This window comes from Bradyrhizobium huanghuaihaiense (assembly GCF_007830635.1).
Classification (GTDB): Bacteria; Pseudomonadota; Alphaproteobacteria; order Rhizobiales; family Xanthobacteraceae; genus Bradyrhizobium; species Bradyrhizobium huanghuaihaiense.
Genome location: NZ_VLLA01000009.1, coordinates 247,570 through 262,822, shown reverse-complemented (window position 1 = coordinate 262,822; position 15,253 = coordinate 247,570). Strand labels below are relative to the sequence as shown.

At 65.1% G+C, this 15,253-nt stretch carries 15 protein-coding genes and 2 tRNA genes; 16 read left to right on the top strand and 1 reads right to left on the bottom strand.

What is annotated here, in order from left to right; all coding sequences use genetic code 11:
* Window positions 1-18 precede the first annotated feature (18 nt).
* From IQ16_RS20485 to IQ16_RS45705, 3 genes are all read left to right on the top strand, one after another.
* Complete coding sequence (locus tag IQ16_RS20485) at window positions 19-753, top strand: tRNA-uridine aminocarboxypropyltransferase (RefSeq protein ID WP_018641867.1); 735 nt, start codon at window positions 19-21, stop codon at window positions 751-753.
* 93 nt (window positions 754-846) lie between these two features.
* Window positions 847-920, top strand: a tRNA-Cys gene (locus tag IQ16_RS20480).
* 177 nt (window positions 921-1,097) lie between these two features.
* Window positions 1,098-1,244 carry a hypothetical protein gene (locus IQ16_RS45705; RefSeq protein WP_018641868.1) on the top strand — a complete coding sequence of 49 codons (147 nt, stop codon included), beginning with the start codon at window positions 1,098-1,100 and terminating at the stop codon, window positions 1,242-1,244.
* Window positions 1,245-1,325: 81 nt separating this feature from the next.
* On the opposite strand, the gene IQ16_RS20470 is transcribed toward IQ16_RS45705, so the two are convergent.
* Window positions 1,326-1,520: a hypothetical protein gene (locus IQ16_RS20470; RefSeq protein WP_018641869.1), complete on the bottom strand. Its 195-nt coding sequence runs from the start codon at window positions 1,518-1,520 to the stop codon at window positions 1,326-1,328.
* Between the two features lie 263 nt (window positions 1,521-1,783).
* Here IQ16_RS20470 and IQ16_RS20465 point away from each other — a divergent pair, with 263 nt between their 5' ends.
* The 13 genes from IQ16_RS20465 (at window position 1,784) to IQ16_RS20405 (ending at window position 15,242) form a co-directional block, all read left to right on the top strand.
* Window positions 1,784-2,035 carry a hypothetical protein gene (locus IQ16_RS20465; protein ID WP_026311820.1) on the top strand — a complete coding sequence of 84 codons (252 nt, stop codon included), beginning with the start codon at window positions 1,784-1,786 and terminating at the stop codon, window positions 2,033-2,035.
* A 444-nt stretch (window positions 2,036-2,479) separates the two neighbouring features.
* The gene (locus tag IQ16_RS20460; protein ID WP_018641870.1) at window positions 2,480-3,394 is read left to right on the top strand and encodes an ABC transporter substrate-binding protein; all 915 of its coding nucleotides are present in this window, start codon (window positions 2,480-2,482) and stop codon (window positions 3,392-3,394) included.
* On the top strand, window positions 3,394-5,016 hold the full coding sequence (locus IQ16_RS20455) for an amino acid ABC transporter permease/ATP-binding protein (protein ID WP_145831704.1): 1,623 nt from the start codon (window positions 3,394-3,396) through the stop codon (window positions 5,014-5,016). Before IQ16_RS20460 ends, IQ16_RS20455 begins: the two co-directional genes overlap by 1 nt.
* Window positions 5,017-5,059: 43 nt before the next feature.
* On the top strand, window positions 5,060-6,301 hold the full coding sequence (locus IQ16_RS20450) for an acetamidase/formamidase family protein (protein ID WP_018641872.1): 1,242 nt from the start codon (window positions 5,060-5,062) through the stop codon (window positions 6,299-6,301).
* A gap of 262 nt (window positions 6,302-6,563) precedes the next feature.
* Entirely contained in the window at window positions 6,564-8,894 is a 2,331-nt protein-coding gene (locus IQ16_RS20445) for an acetamidase/formamidase family protein (RefSeq protein ID WP_026311821.1), read from the top strand.
* Between the two features lie 14 nt (window positions 8,895-8,908).
* Window positions 8,909-9,292: a RidA family protein gene (locus tag IQ16_RS20440; protein ID WP_018641874.1), complete on the top strand. Its 384-nt coding sequence runs from the start codon at window positions 8,909-8,911 to the stop codon at window positions 9,290-9,292.
* Between the two features lie 401 nt (window positions 9,293-9,693).
* Entirely contained in the window at window positions 9,694-10,857 is a 1,164-nt protein-coding gene (locus IQ16_RS20435) for a PspA/IM30 family protein (RefSeq protein WP_018641875.1), read from the top strand.
* Between the two features lie 10 nt (window positions 10,858-10,867).
* Complete coding sequence (locus IQ16_RS20430; RefSeq protein WP_018641876.1) at window positions 10,868-11,527, top strand: OB-fold-containig protein; 660 nt, start codon at window positions 10,868-10,870, stop codon at window positions 11,525-11,527.
* Window positions 11,528-11,549: 22 nt separating this feature from the next.
* Window positions 11,550-13,244, top strand: coding sequence for a flotillin family protein (locus tag IQ16_RS20425; RefSeq protein WP_018641877.1), 1,695 nt, complete (start codon window positions 11,550-11,552; stop codon window positions 13,242-13,244).
* Window positions 13,245-13,457: 213 nt separating this feature from the next.
* Window positions 13,458-13,826, top strand: coding sequence for a hypothetical protein (locus tag IQ16_RS20420; RefSeq protein ID WP_018641878.1), 369 nt, complete (start codon window positions 13,458-13,460; stop codon window positions 13,824-13,826).
* 133 nt (window positions 13,827-13,959) lie between these two features.
* Window positions 13,960-14,034 (top strand) — tRNA-Asn (locus IQ16_RS20415).
* A 224-nt stretch (window positions 14,035-14,258) separates the two neighbouring features.
* Window positions 14,259-14,438, top strand: coding sequence for a hypothetical protein (locus IQ16_RS20410; protein WP_018641879.1), 180 nt, complete (start codon window positions 14,259-14,261; stop codon window positions 14,436-14,438).
* Window positions 14,439-14,579: 141 nt separating this feature from the next.
* The gene (locus tag IQ16_RS20405; RefSeq protein ID WP_026311822.1) at window positions 14,580-15,242 is read left to right on the top strand and encodes a protein-L-isoaspartate O-methyltransferase family protein; all 663 of its coding nucleotides are present in this window, start codon (window positions 14,580-14,582) and stop codon (window positions 15,240-15,242) included.
* Window positions 15,243-15,253: the final 11 nt, after the last annotated feature.

Sequence of the window (15,253 nt, the reverse complement as noted above, 5' to 3'; positions counted from 1 at the left end):
GGGCGTATAGCGGCGACCATGTCGAACCCCACCGCCGCCGCGCCGGCCGAGCCGATCCCCGAATGCCCACACTGCCAGAAGCCGATGCCGCTGTGCATCTGCGACAGCGTCACGCCGATTGAAAACCGCCTCTCGCTGCTGATCCTGCAGCATCCGCAGGAGCAGGACAGGGCGCTCGGCACCGCGCGGCTGCTGGCGAAGCATTTTGCCGATGCAACGGTGCGCGTCGGCTTGTCCTGGCCGAGCCTGTCCAAGGCGCTGGGGAGGCCGATCGAGAACGCTTCGCACTGGGCCGTGCTCTATCTCGGCTCGGCGCGCGCGGCCGATCTCGAGGCCGAGGCCGAGATCGTGGCGCTGAACCGCAAAGGGGAGGTTGCGGACAACCAACGCGCGCTCCTTGGCAAGCTCGAAGGCGTGGTGCTGCTTGACGGCACCTGGAGCCAGGCCAAGGCGCTGTGGTGGCGCAATCCCTGGATGCTGAAATGCCAGCGCGTGATCCTCAACCCATCGCGCCCTTCGCGCTACGGACGGCTGCGCAAGGAGCCGCGCAAGGACGGTCTCTCGACCATCGAGGCGGCCGCGTCGATCCTGTCCAGCCTCGAGCGGCGCCCCGACATCGCCGAGACCCTGCATGCCAGTTTCGAACGGATGCTGACCCGCTACCGCGAGGTCCAGGCCGAGATGCCGGAGCTGGCGCCAAAGCCCGCCGCAAAGGGCCGCCGGCGCGACTTCCGGCGCGGCAAGCGCGCCTGAGCTTGGTCCACATCGGAAGAGGTGATCGCCGCCAAAGTCGGACGAAGGCGGTTGCCTAAGCCATTGATCCCCTATATTGGTCCGCCCTTACGGGGCCACGTGGCGGAGTGGTTACGCAACGGTCTGCAAAACCGTGTACACCAGTTCAATTCTGGTCGTGGCCTCCATCACAAATCTCTGATCTTCCAGCAAAAATCTGATTTCTGCGCGGTTCCGCCGGGCTGCGCGCGCCTTCGCGCCACCGGGTTTGCCCGGGGCTTGGCGGAAAGCTGCGATTCAGGCCCTCTGGCATAGACTTCGCATCTGCGAAGGGACGCATTCCCAACCCTGGAGCTGGAGAGCACGTGGGCGACGTCGTTCGATTTGTCCCGAAATCCGAGCTGGAGCGGGCCCGCCTCATTGCCGAGGCGCGCGCAATCTATGACAGCATCTTTCCGCCGGCTGCACCCGACCGGGCGCCGCAGGACGGCGAGGAGCGCGTCAAGACTTGATCGGGGCTGCGCCGGTCCCCGGCGCTCGGTGATGCCGAACCGCCTGCAAGAGCGGCGCATCAGGTCACGGCAAGGCGGGCCTCAGCAGGCCGCGTACCAGCCGTCCGGAAACGGCAGCAGGGGCCAGGCGCCCTCATTGTCGTTGGCGGCTTTGGGTGTTGCGGCGTACGACCAAGAGCGGGGCACGAAATTCTCCTCCGGCTCAGGCGCGAAATCTTCGTTGATCATGGCGTCCCGGACGGCATCCAGCAGCAAGTTGAATTCGGCTTCGCTCATCACACCCTCGCAGAACGCGGATGGCGCAATGTCGCAAAGCCGGTTTGTTACCCGATTGAGCCGATCGTTCGCATTTTAACGATCCGGCGATCGAGTCCCGATTGGTTAGCGATTCCTGAAAAAATCCCCGCGGGAACCTAGGCGTCCGTGGCCCGCCGCCAGTGTGAAAGAGATCACATTCTCGGCGATTTATTTCTCCTACCCCTTCGCAACGACCGGCCAACGCGGGCCGGGAGCGGGCGGGCAGAACGGGAGACTTGGTCATGAAGACGAGGTTCTTGCGGTTTGCGGGCGTGAAGAGCCGGGCGCGCCGCGCCTCGACCGTCGGGCTGTTCCTGACGCTGTTTGCCTCCGCCGCTCAGGCGCAGCAGGGGACACCCGAACAGCGCCGGGCCTGCACCCCCGACGTCTACCGGCTCTGCGCCGGCGAGATTCCCAACGTCCGCGCCATCACCGCGTGCCTGCGCCGTAACCGATCAAGCTTGAGCGAGGCTTGCCGCACCGTGTTCGATTAGGCCGGCGGCTGACATGCCAGCCCTGTGAGTTTGTGCGCAGCAAGTGGCTCGTGCGGTCTCGCGAATCCGACATAGTGAGGCTGTGGATATGCTGCGGACAGGCTGTGAAGTGCTGTGGATATCGGCCGCAGATCCGTTCGCCCCGGGCCGCATTTCCGTCAGCAGGCGTCATATCTCTGTCAAATAGCCTCACCAGATGATTCCGGGATCGTGCTGATCGCTGCGGCATCCAGGATCATTTGGTTCTCCCGAATTCGGAATCCCGCACCCGCGTCGAGTTGCGACCAGCGAACAGTTTTTGTGCAGCCGCTTGCCCAAATCGCGGGCCGCCTCCGTCCAATTTTTTGTACGCCCGCGGACAAGCTTTCCGGTTCGCATCCCACCTAGGCTCGCTCCCGAGATCTGGAACATGGCTGATGCCATGGCAATTCGAGGGAGTTGGAGATGGAGACACGGGTATTGCCCCAGGCGCGGGGGATGTCGCGCGCATTGCCGTGGCGCAAGGCCGCGCTCGGCGCAGCCATCGCTTTCGGCCTCGTCGCCGCCGCACCGCTGAGCGCACAGGCCGCAGCGCCCGCCGCCTGCGCCGCGCTCCAGGAGAAATATCCGGACTGGAAGGGCAAGACGCTCGTCAACGCCATCAACCCGCACACGCCGGGCTATGAGACCATCGATCCCAAGGATCCCAGCAAATATATCGGCTTCGACATCGATCTCGGCGAAGCCATCGGCGAATGCCTCGGCTTCAAGCTGACCTACAAGCCGGTGACGTTCGCAGCCCTCCTGACCACGCTCGCGGCGGGACAAGCCGACATCGTCATCTCCGACATCTACGCCACCAAGGAGCGCGCCAAGGCCGCCGACTTCATCACCTATTCGAAGGTGTTCGACGGCGTGCTGGTCGCCAAGGGCAATCCGAAGGGCATCAACGGCATCAACATGTCGATGTGCGGCGCGGCTGCCGCCGAGAACACCGGCTATGTCGAGGTGCCCCTGATCCAGGCGCTGATCCCCGAATGCAAGAAGGCCGGCAAGGCGGAGCCGACCATCCAGCTCTACGACAACAACGCCAACTGCATCCAGGCGATCCTCGCCGGCCGCGCCGACACCTATGTCAACGACGTCAACACGGTCGACAGCGCGGTGAAAGCCTATCCGGACAAGCTGGAGAAGGCGATCGCGGTGACGATCCCATACTCGGTCGGCATCGCCGTTCCCAGGGACAAGCCGAAATTCCGCGACGCCGTGCTCGCTGCGCTGATCGAGGTGCAGAAGGCCGGTACGCACATGGAGCTCCTGAAGAAGCATGGGCTCGATGTGAACAACTTCAAGGAGCCGGACATTCTGACGGCCGACTGATGTCGCTGTTCCTCCACTACCTGAGCATGCCGTACCTGCTCGAGGGCATCGAGCTCACCCTCGAGGTGACCGCCCTCGGGCTCGGCGGCGGATTGATCCTCGGACTGATCCTCGCCGGCATGCAGCTCTCGCGCTTCTGGCTCCTGGCGGCGATCGCCAGGGCCTACACCGTGATCTTCCGCGGCACGCCGCTGATCCTGCAAATGGTGTTCGCCTACGACGCGCTGCCGCATATCGGCATCAAGCTGCCGGCGGTGCTGGCCGCCGGTCTTGCGCTTGCCTGCAACGAGGCACCGTTCATCGCGGAGATGCTGCGCGCGGGCGTGCTCGGCGTCGACCGCGGGCAGGTGACGGCGGGGCAGGCGCTCGGCATGACGCCCCGGATCCTGATGTGGCGGGTGATCGCGCCGCAGGCGATCCGCACCATGATCCCGGCCTTCGGCAACGAGGCGGTGAGTGCACTGAAAAATTCCTCGCTCGCCTCCGTCGTCGCGGTCCAGGAGCTGACGCTGCGCTCGACCCAGCTGGCGTCCTCCACATTCGACTTCTTCTCGATCTTCTTCGCTTCGGGCCTGCTCTACCTCGTGCTGACCGCGACCATCAGCGGCATTCAGCTGTTCGTCGAATGGCTGCTCGATCTCGACCGCGCGAAAGGGCGTGAGCGCAAGCTCGCCGATTATCTGCCCTGGCGCCGTGTCGACCTCGTCGCCAGGCTGGAGCCAGCCGATGCCACCGCGATCGATCCCGAGCCCGCGCAAGCAGAGCTCGCGGATACGCCGCCGCTGGCCCTGACCCGCGAGGAACGCGCCCGCCGCGCCGCGACGATCGCGCGCAACAACATCGCGGTCGAGGTGAAGGATCTCACCAAGAGCTACGGTCCGCAGAAGGTGCTCGACGGCCTCGACCTCACGGTCCGTGTGGGCGAGGTGGTGGCGCTGCTCGGTCCGAGTGGCTCGGGCAAGAGCACGCTGCTCCGCTGCATTAACCATCTCGAAAACTGGGATGCTGGCACCGTGCGCGTCGGCGGCCGGCGCCTCGGCTTTGGCGAGGACGGCAAGCCGCTGTCGCCGCGCGCCATCGCCAACGAACGCGCCAGCGTCGGCGTCGGCATGGTGTTCCAGCAGTTCAATCTGTTCGCCCATCTCTCGGCGAAGGAGAACATCGCCGGTCCCTTGCGCTGGGTCCACGGCATGACCCGCATCGACGCCGACCGCCGCGCCGGCGAGCTGCTCGACCGCGTTGGCCTCTCGCATCGTGCCGATGCGCTGCCGCGGCACCTCTCCGGCGGCCAGCAGCAGCGCGTCGCCATCGCCCGCGCGCTTGCGCCGAACCCGAGCGTGCTGCTGCTGGACGAGCCGACCTCGGCGCTCGATCCTGAACTCGTCAACGAGGTGCTGGAGGTGATCCGGCGTCTCGCCATCGACGACGGGCTCACCATGATCATCTCGACCCACCAGATCCGCTTCGCCGACGAGGTCGCCGACCGCGTCGCTTTCCTGAGCGGTGGCGCGATCATCGAGGAGGGGCCGGCGCACGAGGTGCTCTCGAGCCCGCGCAATGCGCTGACGGCGCGTTTCCTCAGCGTGATGGAAGCCGACAAGACTCCGGAGGCGGTGCGATGAGCGGCGCATCCACAAGGTTCAAGACTCCCGAAGAGGCCATCTCATGAAGCATGTCACGCTGCCGGTTTCGCCGAAAACCGTCCACTGGGGCTATTTCTCCAAGAAGGTCACCCCAGCCCTGACGCTGCGCTCCGGGGATCGCGCCACCATCGAGACGCTGACGCATCATGCCAACGACGACTATGAACGTATGATCCAGGGCGATCCCGGCGCCGAGAGCGTGTTCCAGTGGACGCGCGAGCACAAGGCCGTAGCGCGCCGCGGCTCGGGCCCGGTCGAAGGCCCCTTCATCCGCGGCGCAGGCGAGGGGATCGGCGTGCACCTTCTCACCGGCCCCGTGGCGATCGAAGGCGCCGAGCCCGGCGATATTCTCGAAGTGCGCATCCTAGATATCCGGCCGCGGCCGAGCTGCAGCGCCTGCCATGCCGGCCGCTGCTTCGGCTCCAATGTCGCCGCCAACTGGGGCTTTCACTATCACGACCTGATCGAGGAGCCGAAGCCGCGCGAGGTCGTCACCATCTTCGAGCTCGACACGTCAGGCGAGCCCTATGCGAAGGCGGTCTACAACTATGTCTGGACGCCGCAGACCGACCCCGACGGCATCGTGCATCCGACCATCGACTATCCCGGTGTCCGCGTCGATCACGCCACCATCAGGAAGCGCGAGAACATCCTCTCCAGCGTCAAGGTGCCGGCACGATTGCATTTCGGCACCATGGGCCTTGCGCCGTCGGAAGCCGATTTCGTCAGCTCGATCCCGCCGGGCTATACCGGCGGCAATATCGACGACTGGCGCATCGGCAAGGGCGCGCGGATGTTCTATCCGGTCGCCGTGCCGGGCGCCTACTTCTCGGTCGGCGATCCCCATGCCGCGCAGGGCGATAGCGAGCTCGGCGGCACCGCGATCGAGACCTCGCTGACCGGCGATTTCGAATTCATCCTGCACAAGAAGGCCGATCTGGCCGGCACCAACCTCGAAGGTCTCGACCATCCGATGCTTGAGACCGATCACGCCTGGTCGTTCTACGGCTTCACCTATCCGAACTATCTCGCAACGCTCGGCGCTGACGCGCAAACCGAGATCGCCAATCACTCGAGCCTCGACCGTGCGATGCGCGATGCGTTCAGAAAACTCCGCCGGTTCCTCATGACCGTGCACGGCCTCAGCGAGGACGAGGCGATCTCGCTGATGTCGGTCGGCGCCGATTTCGGCGTGACCCAGGTGGTCGATGCCAATTGGGGCGTCCACGGCACGATCCGCAAGAACATGTTTCGATGCGACTGATGCGTGTTCAGTCCCGTAGCCCGGATGGAGCGAAGCGCAATCCGGGACAGCGTCAATGGCGGCCCGAATCCCGGATTACGCTTCGCTCCATCCGGGCTACGCAACCTCATGCTGATATCAGGCTCCAACACATTGAAGAACAGCGCGTTTTCTGGATGAACAGGTGACCAACGAAGCCCATCTGCGGCCCGTCGCTACGACGGATGACGGCGTTCGACTGGCACAGAGGTTGCTTCGATCGACCGCAATCTGGGTCGATCCGATGAGCTTCCGGCCGTTCACGAGCGAGTCCTACGCGCAAGACGACCGCCCCGAAGCCTGGCGGGACGTGCTGGCGGCGGTCGGCCTGCAGCCCGCAGGTAGTCATTCCTTCTTCGACGGGCACGCAACCGCCTCGCATCGCCAGGCCGCAGGTGTCGCGCTGACGCGCATGGCCGCGGGCGCGCAGAGCATCGCGCCCCTCTCGCAAGCCAACGAAGACCTCCCCATCGCGCTGATGCCTGTCGAGGACGGCATGGTGCTCAGAAGCGCCGGCGGGCACCGCATCGTTCCCGTCGGCCATCTCGTGCTGCTGCCGCGCAGCGGGGATTGGAGCATCGTGTTCCAGCGCGACATGCGCGCCATCGTGCTGTCGGTGACGTCGGAGGCGTTGCACAGACGCCTCTCGGGCAAGCCGCGGCTAGGCGAGCCCCGAGTCGTTCCGCCCAGCGGGTTCGCCGAGGTGTTCTCGCGCCTCATGGACGCGACCGCGCGCACGCTCGACACCTTGAGCGATGCCGAATGGAATTCGCTCGCGCAGTCGCTGGTCGACCTGCTGCTGACGCTCGCGCATCAACTGGCGGCGTCGACGTCCGACGCCGGGTCGAGCGCGACGCAGGCGGCGCTGCTGCACCGGATCTGCCAGACCATCGAGCGCCGGCTCGACGATCCCGATCTTGTGCCGGCGCGTGTTGCGCAAGCCGAGGGCATTTCCGAGCGCTACTTGCAAAAGCTGTTCGAAACGGTCGGCGACAATTTTACCCACTACGTTCGCGAGCGTCGGCTCCAGCGCGCCTGGGCCGATCTCTCCAACCCGACCGAGGCCCATCGCTCGATCTCGGAGATCGCCTACGCCTATGGCTTCGGCGACTCCGCGCATTTCAGTCGCGCCTTCCGTCATCGCTTCGGCCTGCCGCCGCGCGAGTTTCGCCAGCAGGAGGCGGAGCGGGCGACCTCGCAGCATGGCGTCGCCGGCCAGCGCGGCTGGCCACAGGAGGCGCTGGCACAGCTCCGCGCACATCAGAGCGTCGAGGCACGCAGCAACGTCGCCCGTGCCGGCGCCGAGGAGCGCGCGACCACGGAGCGCAGGCATCATCATCTTCCGGTCGAGGCCAGCCGCGTTCATTGGGGCTATTTCAGCCGCTCGCTGCCGCCGCAAATCGAGATCGCATCGGGCGACACCATCACCATCGAGACGCTGACCCAGCACGCCTCCGACGCACCGGAGATGATGATCGCGGGCGATCCCGGCGCCGAAAGCGTGTTCGGTTGGACGCGGAACAAGAAGAACGTCGACCGCCGCGGCGCCGGACCCATGGATGCCAGCGTGTTCGGCCGCGGCGCCGGCGAGGGGTTTGGTGTGCACATCTGCACGGGGCCCGTAGCGGTGAAGGACGCGCAGCCCGGCGACGTGCTCGAGGTGCGCATCCTCGACATCGTGCCGCGCGCAAGTCGCAGCCCGAACCATGCAGGGCGCGTGTTCGGCTCCTCGGTGGCGGCCTGGTGGGGCTATCACTACAACGAGTTTCTCGGCGGTCCCAAGCCGCGCGAGGCCGTGACCATTTACGAGATCTTCGACGATGTGGACGCGCCGCATGCCCGCGCGCTCTATTCCTATCGCTGGGAGCCGCAGACCGATCCCTTTGGCGTGGTGCATACGACCTACGACTATCCCGGCGTTCCCGTCCCGCCCGGCACGATCAAGCGCCGGCACGCCGTGCTCGACGGCATCCGCATTCCCTTGCGGCCGCATTTCGGCGTGATCGCGGTGGCGCCGCGCGAGGTCGATTTCGTCGATTCCGTGCCGCCGTCCTATTTCGGCGGCAATCTCGACAATTGGCGGCTGGGGAAGGGCGCGGCCGTCTATCTTCCGGTCTCGGTGCCCGGCGCGCTGCTGTCGGTTGGCGATCCCCACGCCGCCCAGGGCGACGGCGAGCTCAGCGGTACCGCGATCGAGTGCTCGATGACCGGCACCTTCGAGGTGATCCTGCACAAGAAGGCCGATCTCGCCGCTCGTCCCTTCGCCGATCTCTCGTATCCTCTGATTGAAACCGCCACCGATTGGGTGCTGACCGGCTTCAGCCATCCCAACTACCTCGCGGAGTTCGGCGCGCAAGGACAGAGCGAGGTCTATGCAAAGTCCTCGCTCGACCTCGCCATGAAGGATGCGTTCCGCAAGATGCGGCGCTTCCTGATGAATACCAAGGGCCTCAGCGAGGATGAAGCGATTGCGCTGATGTCAGCCGCCGTCGATTTCGGCGTCACCCAAGTCGTCGACGGCAATTGGGGCGTGCACGCCATCCTCAGCAAGCGCCTGTTCCAGGACGCATCGTAACAAGGACAGCTCAAGTGAAATTCCACATGATCAGCGACGGCCCGAAGCCGGTCGCGCCTTTCAGCCACGCCGTCGAGACCGACGGCTTTGTCTTCGTCACCGGCCAGATGCCCGACACGCCGCAGACGCCGGGCGTGCTGCCCGACGGCATCGTCGCGCAGACCCGCGCGGTGATGGAGAACCTGAAGGTCGTTCTGGCCGGCCTCGATCTCGGGCTCGAGCACGTCGTGATGGCGCGCGTCTACCTGACGCGCTTCAAGGAAGACTACGCCGCGATGAACGAGACGTATCGCAGCTTCTTCGCGCCGGATCGCTTGCCGGCCCGCACTTGCGTTGGCGTCACCGGCCTCGCCTATGACGCGTTGATCGAGATCGACCTGGTGTGCCGGCGGCCGTGACAGGCCGCCTCGTTTCGTAGCGATGTGACAAAGCAAAGCTCGGGCGAGATAGGCCGCGAGGATGCGGAAGTGTGTCTGCGCTCTGAAGTGAGAGTTGACGAGGAGAGGTGGCGCGTCAGACTCCGTCATTGCGAGCGCAGCGAAGCAATCCAGAATCCCTCCGCGGAAAGACTCTGGATTGCTTCGTCGCAAGGGCTCCTCGCAATGACGACCGAGACGCTTGGTGCATTTCGCCTCAAATTGCAACCCGCGCGTGCAAGAAGTCTTGATCGGCGGTGATCTAGAGGTGATGGCCCGCCTTGAACGCGGCCCCGGGCGACAGCGACTAACCCCTAGAGTGCACAAGGATCAGTGGAACGTGATCGCATCTCCCCTTCCTAAAGCACCAAAATGGTGCTTTAGTGCTTTCCATGAGCCAGTCGCCCCGAAACGCGCCGTCCGCGCTGCGTTACAGGCTTGCCCCTGACCCGGCCGCCAAGGCCGCCATCGAGGCGACATTCCAGGCCTATGACCGCATGATGGAGATTCTCGACGAGGTGGCCCGGACCCACAATGTGGGGTCCAACGTCGTCCTGCTCCACGCCCACGCCTATGAGCCGATCCGCAAAGAGACCGCGCTGCCCTCGCGCCTGGTGACGCTGGGCCTGCGCGACCGCAACGAGTATCGCGCGGCGCAAGGCCGCCGCCTGCCGCTCGACGACAAGCTCGCCAAGATCAAGGGCCCCGCCACCATTTCGATTGCGACCGTGCAAGGGCGCTTCAGCGTGCCCTTCGACTACGCCGGCTATGCCGAGGGCTGGGGGCAGAGCGTGCCCGCGCACCTCATCCGCACAGACGACGGCTTTGAAGTTCACTACGGCGTCACGCCGAACAGCCTGCCAGAGGAGGAGAACGCCATGGATACCATTGCTGCCGCCCCCGACAACTTCCTGTCCCGGGTCGGGCGTCTGATTGCCGGGATCGCCTATGACGCAATCGAGCAGGCGGAGGGCAAGAACAAGCTCAAGGTAGTTGGACAGGCCATCCGCGAGATCGAGCGCGCCGAAAGCGAGGCGCGCGACGCGCTCGCGGCCGCTCGCGCCGAGGAATACCGCCTCAACGCGCGCCGTACCGAGATCGAGCGCGAGATGACCGATCTTGCGCCCAAGATCGAAGGCGCGATCACTGACGGCCGCGACGATCTCGCCCGCGCCGGCATCGCCCGGCAGATGGATCTGGAAGCACAGTTCGAGGTGCTCTCCCGCGCCATCGACGAGAACAACGAGAAGATCGAGCAATGCGTGACCTCGCTGCGCGCAGTGCTGTCGGCGCTCCAGGATGCCGAGCAGCGCCGCGCCGATCTCGAAAAGAGCGAGGCACATGCCAGCCACCAGGCCGCGACGTCGCCCCGGAAGTCCGGCGGGGCGTCCGCTACGGCCAAGGCCTTGCGGGCGGGCAGGGCGGTGGCACGCGCGACCGGCGTGCCGCAGGGCATTCCGTATTCCAGCGACATCGATGAACTGAGCGCGCTTCATCGCGACAAGGAGATTGCGGCGAGGCTCGCACGGTTGAAGTCGCGCTCCTGAGTGCCGTGTCATGAGCGCATTGCTCGAACACGTCATGTCGCCCGAGGTCAGGCCGTTTGCGATCGCGGCGGCCATGATCGTCATCGTCGGCACGCTCGAGGTGATCACGATGCTGGTCGGGGCTTCCCTCAGCGAGATGCTTGGCACCAGCATCGATTTCAGCCACCCCAGCGACAACGGCGTCCTCAACGCCATCTCCTGGATCAATGTCGGCGGCGTGCCGCTCTTGATCTTCCTGTTGCTGGCGCTCGGCGCCTTCTCCATCACCGGCTTCCTGATCCAGGACGTCGCACGGATGGTCGCCGGTCCCTTGCCGGCGACGGTCGCCTCGCTCGGGGCCGTCGCGGTGTCGGTCCCGCTGGTGCGCGCCGCCAGCGGCGCCATCGCGCGGATCATTCCCAAGGACGAGAGCTATGTCGTCGGCCTCGGCGATCTCGTCGGCCGTGTCGGTGAGGTCGTCGTCGGTCCGCTCGACCAGGGGCCGCCTGGCCGGGTCAGCGTCGCCGACGTCCACGGCAACCGTCACTTCGTCCTGGCGGTCGCGGCACCTTCGTCGTCGCCTCTGCCGCAGGGAACCCTGGTCCTGCTGGTCGATCGCGATGGCACCCGCTTCGTGGCGGTCAAGGCCGAGGATGAACTCAAACCGTCCAAGCCCACTCTAAGCAGCTAGCAAGTCATTATCGGAGAAAATCATGTTCGACATCGCAGTCCCGGCCATGATCGGCGTCGCGCTGATCGTCGTCCTCGGGATCGTCTTCACCATTCTCTACAAGCGCGCCACGCGTGACGAGGCGTTCGTGCGCACCGGCCTCGGCGGCAAGAAGGTCGTGCTCGACGGCGGTGCCATGATCCTGCCGATCTTCCACTCCTATGCCAGCGTCAACCTGAAGACGCTGCGGCTCACCGTGGAGCGCAAGGAGCGGGAATCCCTGATCACCAAGGATCGCCTGCGCGTCGACATCGTCGCCGAATTCTACGTGCGCGTTCGCCCCGACGAGGAAAGCATTGCGTTGGCGAGCCAGACGCTGGGCGCGCTGACCAACGATGCCGAGGCGCTGCGCAACCAGGTCGAGGCGAAATTCGTCGACGGCCTCCGTTCGGTTGCCGCGACCATGAGCATCCTGGAGCTTCAGGAGAAGCGCTCGGACTTCGTCAAGCACGTGCAGTCAACAGTTGAATCCGACGTGAAATCGAACGGGCTCGAGCTTGAATCGGTGTCCCTGACCAAGCTGGACCAGACCGACGTCAAGTTTTTCAACCCCGAGAATTTCTTCGACGCCGAAGGTCTCACCCAGCTCAAGACCGTCACCGAGACCCGCCGGCGCGACCGCAACGCCATCGTGCGCGACAACGAGGTGGCGATCGCGCAAAAGGACCTCGAGGCGCGGCAGCAGACCCTCGGCATCGAGCGGACCAAGAAGGAGGCCGAGCTGTCGCAGGAGCGCGACATCGCCAACAAGACCGCCAGCACCCGCGCCGAGGTCGCGACCGCGACCCAGACCGCGCGCCTCACCGAGGAGAACGCCCGCATCGACACCGACCGGGCCGTTGCCGAGAAGGAGGCTGGTGCCAAGCAGGTCAAGGAAACCGCTGTCATCGAGTCGGATCTGGCGATCAACAAGCGCAAGACCGACGCCCAGCGCGAGATCCAGATCGCGACGCAGGAGAACGAGATCCAGATCGCGGCCAAGAGCAAGCAGACCTCCGAAGCCGTGGCCGAAGCCAAGACGGCTGAAGCAGTCGCCGTCTCGGCGGAGGAAAAGGTTCTGACCGCACGCGCGGTCGAGGTCGCCGATCGCGCCCGTCTCACCCAGGTGCTGGCCGCGCGCACCGAGGCCGAGCGCAAGTCGACCGAGCTGATCGTCGCGGCCGAAGCCGAGAAGAAGGCCTCGCTCGACCGCGCCGAAGCCGTCAAGACGCTGGCGACAGCCGAAGCCGAATCCAACAAGATCAAGGCGGTCGGTGTCCGCAACATCGGTGAAGCCGAAGCTGCCGTCATCACCATGAAGAACGAGGCGCAGAACAAGCTCGGCAGCAACGTCATCGATTTCGAGATCGCCAAGAAGCGGATCGAGACCATGCCCTCGGCGCTGGCCGAGATGGTGAAGCCGATCGCGAACCTCAAGGATGTCCGCATCCTGCACACCGGCGGTGCGTTCGGCGGCAATGGCGCAGGTAGCGGCAACGTCGGTTTCGGTGAAGGCCTTGCCGGCGAGCTGCTCAAGGTGCACGCGCTGCGTCCGATGATCGACGAGATCCTGCGCCAGAGCGGCTTTGCGCCGGGCGACGATCCCGTGAAGGCGCTGGTCGGCGCCGTGACCGGCAAGAGCAACGGCGCCGCTGTGCCGGCTCCCGCGCCTGAGAAAACAAACAGCGCCGATCTATGAATGCCGGTTCATTGCTGCTGAGAATTCGAAACGATAAGAACAGGCCCGTTGCGCGTCTCGCGTCGCGCAGCGCGCCGGAGTGCGGATCGATCGCGTATTGAATCCGTCGATCGCACTCCGGACGACTCTTCGAGGCAACGCCATTTGTTGCCGCGGCGCCTGCGCCGATCGACGTCAGGCGCTTACAGCCTGTTTCGATCGGGAGCATTTCACATGAAGTATTTTCTGTCCGGACTGATCGCGATCAGTCTTTCGATCGCGGCCACGGGGTCGTTCGCTGCCGATGCCCGCAACGTCACCGTCGTCAACGAGACCGGCTATGCCATCAAATTCCTCGGCTTCAATGCGCCGGACGACGGCCTGGACGAATGGGAGAACGAGCTCGACAAGGTCTTGCAGAACCAGGCGAGCACCTATGTCGAGTTCGACGAGGATGACGAGGGGTGTGTCTGGAACATCCGCGTCGACTGGCAGAACTATGACGAGGCCGTGCTCTGGAAGAACGTCAACCTCTGCAAGTTCACCGCGCTCCGGCTGCGCTACGACTCCGGCACCAAGACCACCTCGTTCGTCGCGGAGTAGTTTCGCCTGACAGATGGGGAGGGGGCCGGCCCGGCCCCTTCCTCGGATGCGTTGCGGAAGATGACGAATTCGTCCTTTGCAAGCGCAACCGGCTTTGTTATACGCACCGCGCGCGGACGACAGTTCGCCCTTTTCCTCGGTAGCTCAGCGGTAGAGCATCCGACTGTTAATCGGATGGTCGCTGGTTCGAATCCAGCCCGGGGAGCCAAATTCCGCTGTAAATTCATTGACTTGTGAGCCGTCACTGATGCGACGCGTGATGCTGCTCGAGTCATCTTTCAACACTTGTCTCAACACGTGGCGGCCCGATCCACGCAGAATCGCGTTCAAGCAGTTGTGTCCGGCAACGCCACCGCAGCCGCCGGGATGGCACCAAATCGACTTAATTCAAATCGAGCTTCGCTGAGCCGGACTCTTACGGAGCTGATTCCCATGCCCGACATCCAGATCGACCGCGCCCAACTGGCTCCCTCGATTCTGCCGGCCGACGTTCCCGAGCTCAGCGACGATGAATGCCTCGCCTGCCTGGCGCGTGCGGTCGAGACCCCCGATTCGGCGCGGCTGGATGAGGTGGCCGCCCTGATCGGCCGCCTCGCGGTGACGATCGAATAATCCGTCCTGTTCCCTGATGCGGGTGAGTTGCGGGAGCCTTGGCCGGCTAGCGCCAACGGCCATGTTGCGTTTTCGCCGAGCATGTTCCAAAGATGCCGCCAACTTCCGTCCGCGGCATCGTCCGCATCTCAGGGTCCGCAAATGTCCGGTTTCTCGACCGCGCGCCTCAAAATGGTCGATGGCCAGGTGCGCACCAATGACGTCACCGATCGTCGTATTCTCGATGCCATGCTCACGGTTCCGCGTGAGGCCTTCGTGCCGGCGAGCCGGCAGGCCTTGGCCTATCTCGACCTCGACCTCGATGTGAGCGAGGGCCCTGCCAAGCGGTTCCTGATCAAGCCGCAGCTGACCGGCAAGCTGCTCCAGGACGCCGAGATTGACGAGGGCGACAGCGTCCTGGTCGTCGGCTGCGCGACGGGCTACCTCGCCGCGCTGGCGGCCAAGCTGGCGCGTCAGGTCACCGCGACGGAGTGCGATTCGGCTCTGGCCGCGAAGGCCAGGGAGGCCTTTGCCACCCTCGGCCTCGCCAACGTCACCTGCAAGGCCGCTGCCTGCACCGAAGGCGATCCGTCTGCCGCACCCTATGATGTGATCATCCTCAATGGCGCCGCCGAGGTGACCCCGGAAGGGCTGCTCGGGCAGCTCAAGGAAGGCGGGCGCCTAGTGGGCGTATCAGCCGAATCAAGGCCGCCGCGGGCGGTGATCGTGACCCGGACCCACGGCGAATTCGGCCATCGGGCGCTGTTCGACGCCACAGCTCCGGTCCTTCCCGGGCTGGAACGGGCCGCCGCCTTCGTCTTCTGACGGCCCAAAGC

Bases quoted from the DNA above. Each gene is read 5' to 3' on its own strand.
- IQ16_RS20485 (WP_018641867.1), top strand. From the start codon at position 19: ATGTCGAACCCCACCGCCGCCGCGCCGGCCGAGCCGATCCCCGAATGC.
- IQ16_RS20470 (WP_018641869.1), bottom strand. From the start codon at position 1,520: ATGAGCGAAGCCGAATTCAACTTGCTGCTGGATGCCGTCCGGGACGCC.
- IQ16_RS20465 (WP_026311820.1), top strand. From the start codon at position 1,784: ATGAAGACGAGGTTCTTGCGGTTTGCGGGCGTGAAGAGCCGGGCGCGC.
- IQ16_RS20460 (WP_018641870.1), top strand. From the start codon at position 2,480: ATGGAGACACGGGTATTGCCCCAGGCGCGGGGGATGTCGCGCGCATTG.
- IQ16_RS20455 (WP_145831704.1), top strand. From the start codon at position 3,394: ATGTCGCTGTTCCTCCACTACCTGAGCATGCCGTACCTGCTCGAGGGC.
- IQ16_RS20450 (WP_018641872.1), top strand. From the start codon at position 5,060: ATGAAGCATGTCACGCTGCCGGTTTCGCCGAAAACCGTCCACTGGGGC.
- IQ16_RS20445 (WP_026311821.1), top strand. From the start codon at position 6,564: ATGAGCTTCCGGCCGTTCACGAGCGAGTCCTACGCGCAAGACGACCGC.
- IQ16_RS20430 (WP_018641876.1), top strand. From the start codon at position 10,868: ATGAGCGCATTGCTCGAACACGTCATGTCGCCCGAGGTCAGGCCGTTT.
- IQ16_RS20425 (WP_018641877.1), top strand. From the start codon at position 11,550: ATGTTCGACATCGCAGTCCCGGCCATGATCGGCGTCGCGCTGATCGTC.
- IQ16_RS20420 (WP_018641878.1), top strand. From the start codon at position 13,458: ATGAAGTATTTTCTGTCCGGACTGATCGCGATCAGTCTTTCGATCGCG.
- IQ16_RS20410 (WP_018641879.1), top strand. From the start codon at position 14,259: ATGCCCGACATCCAGATCGACCGCGCCCAACTGGCTCCCTCGATTCTG.
- IQ16_RS20405 (WP_026311822.1), top strand. From the start codon at position 14,580: ATGTCCGGTTTCTCGACCGCGCGCCTCAAAATGGTCGATGGCCAGGTG.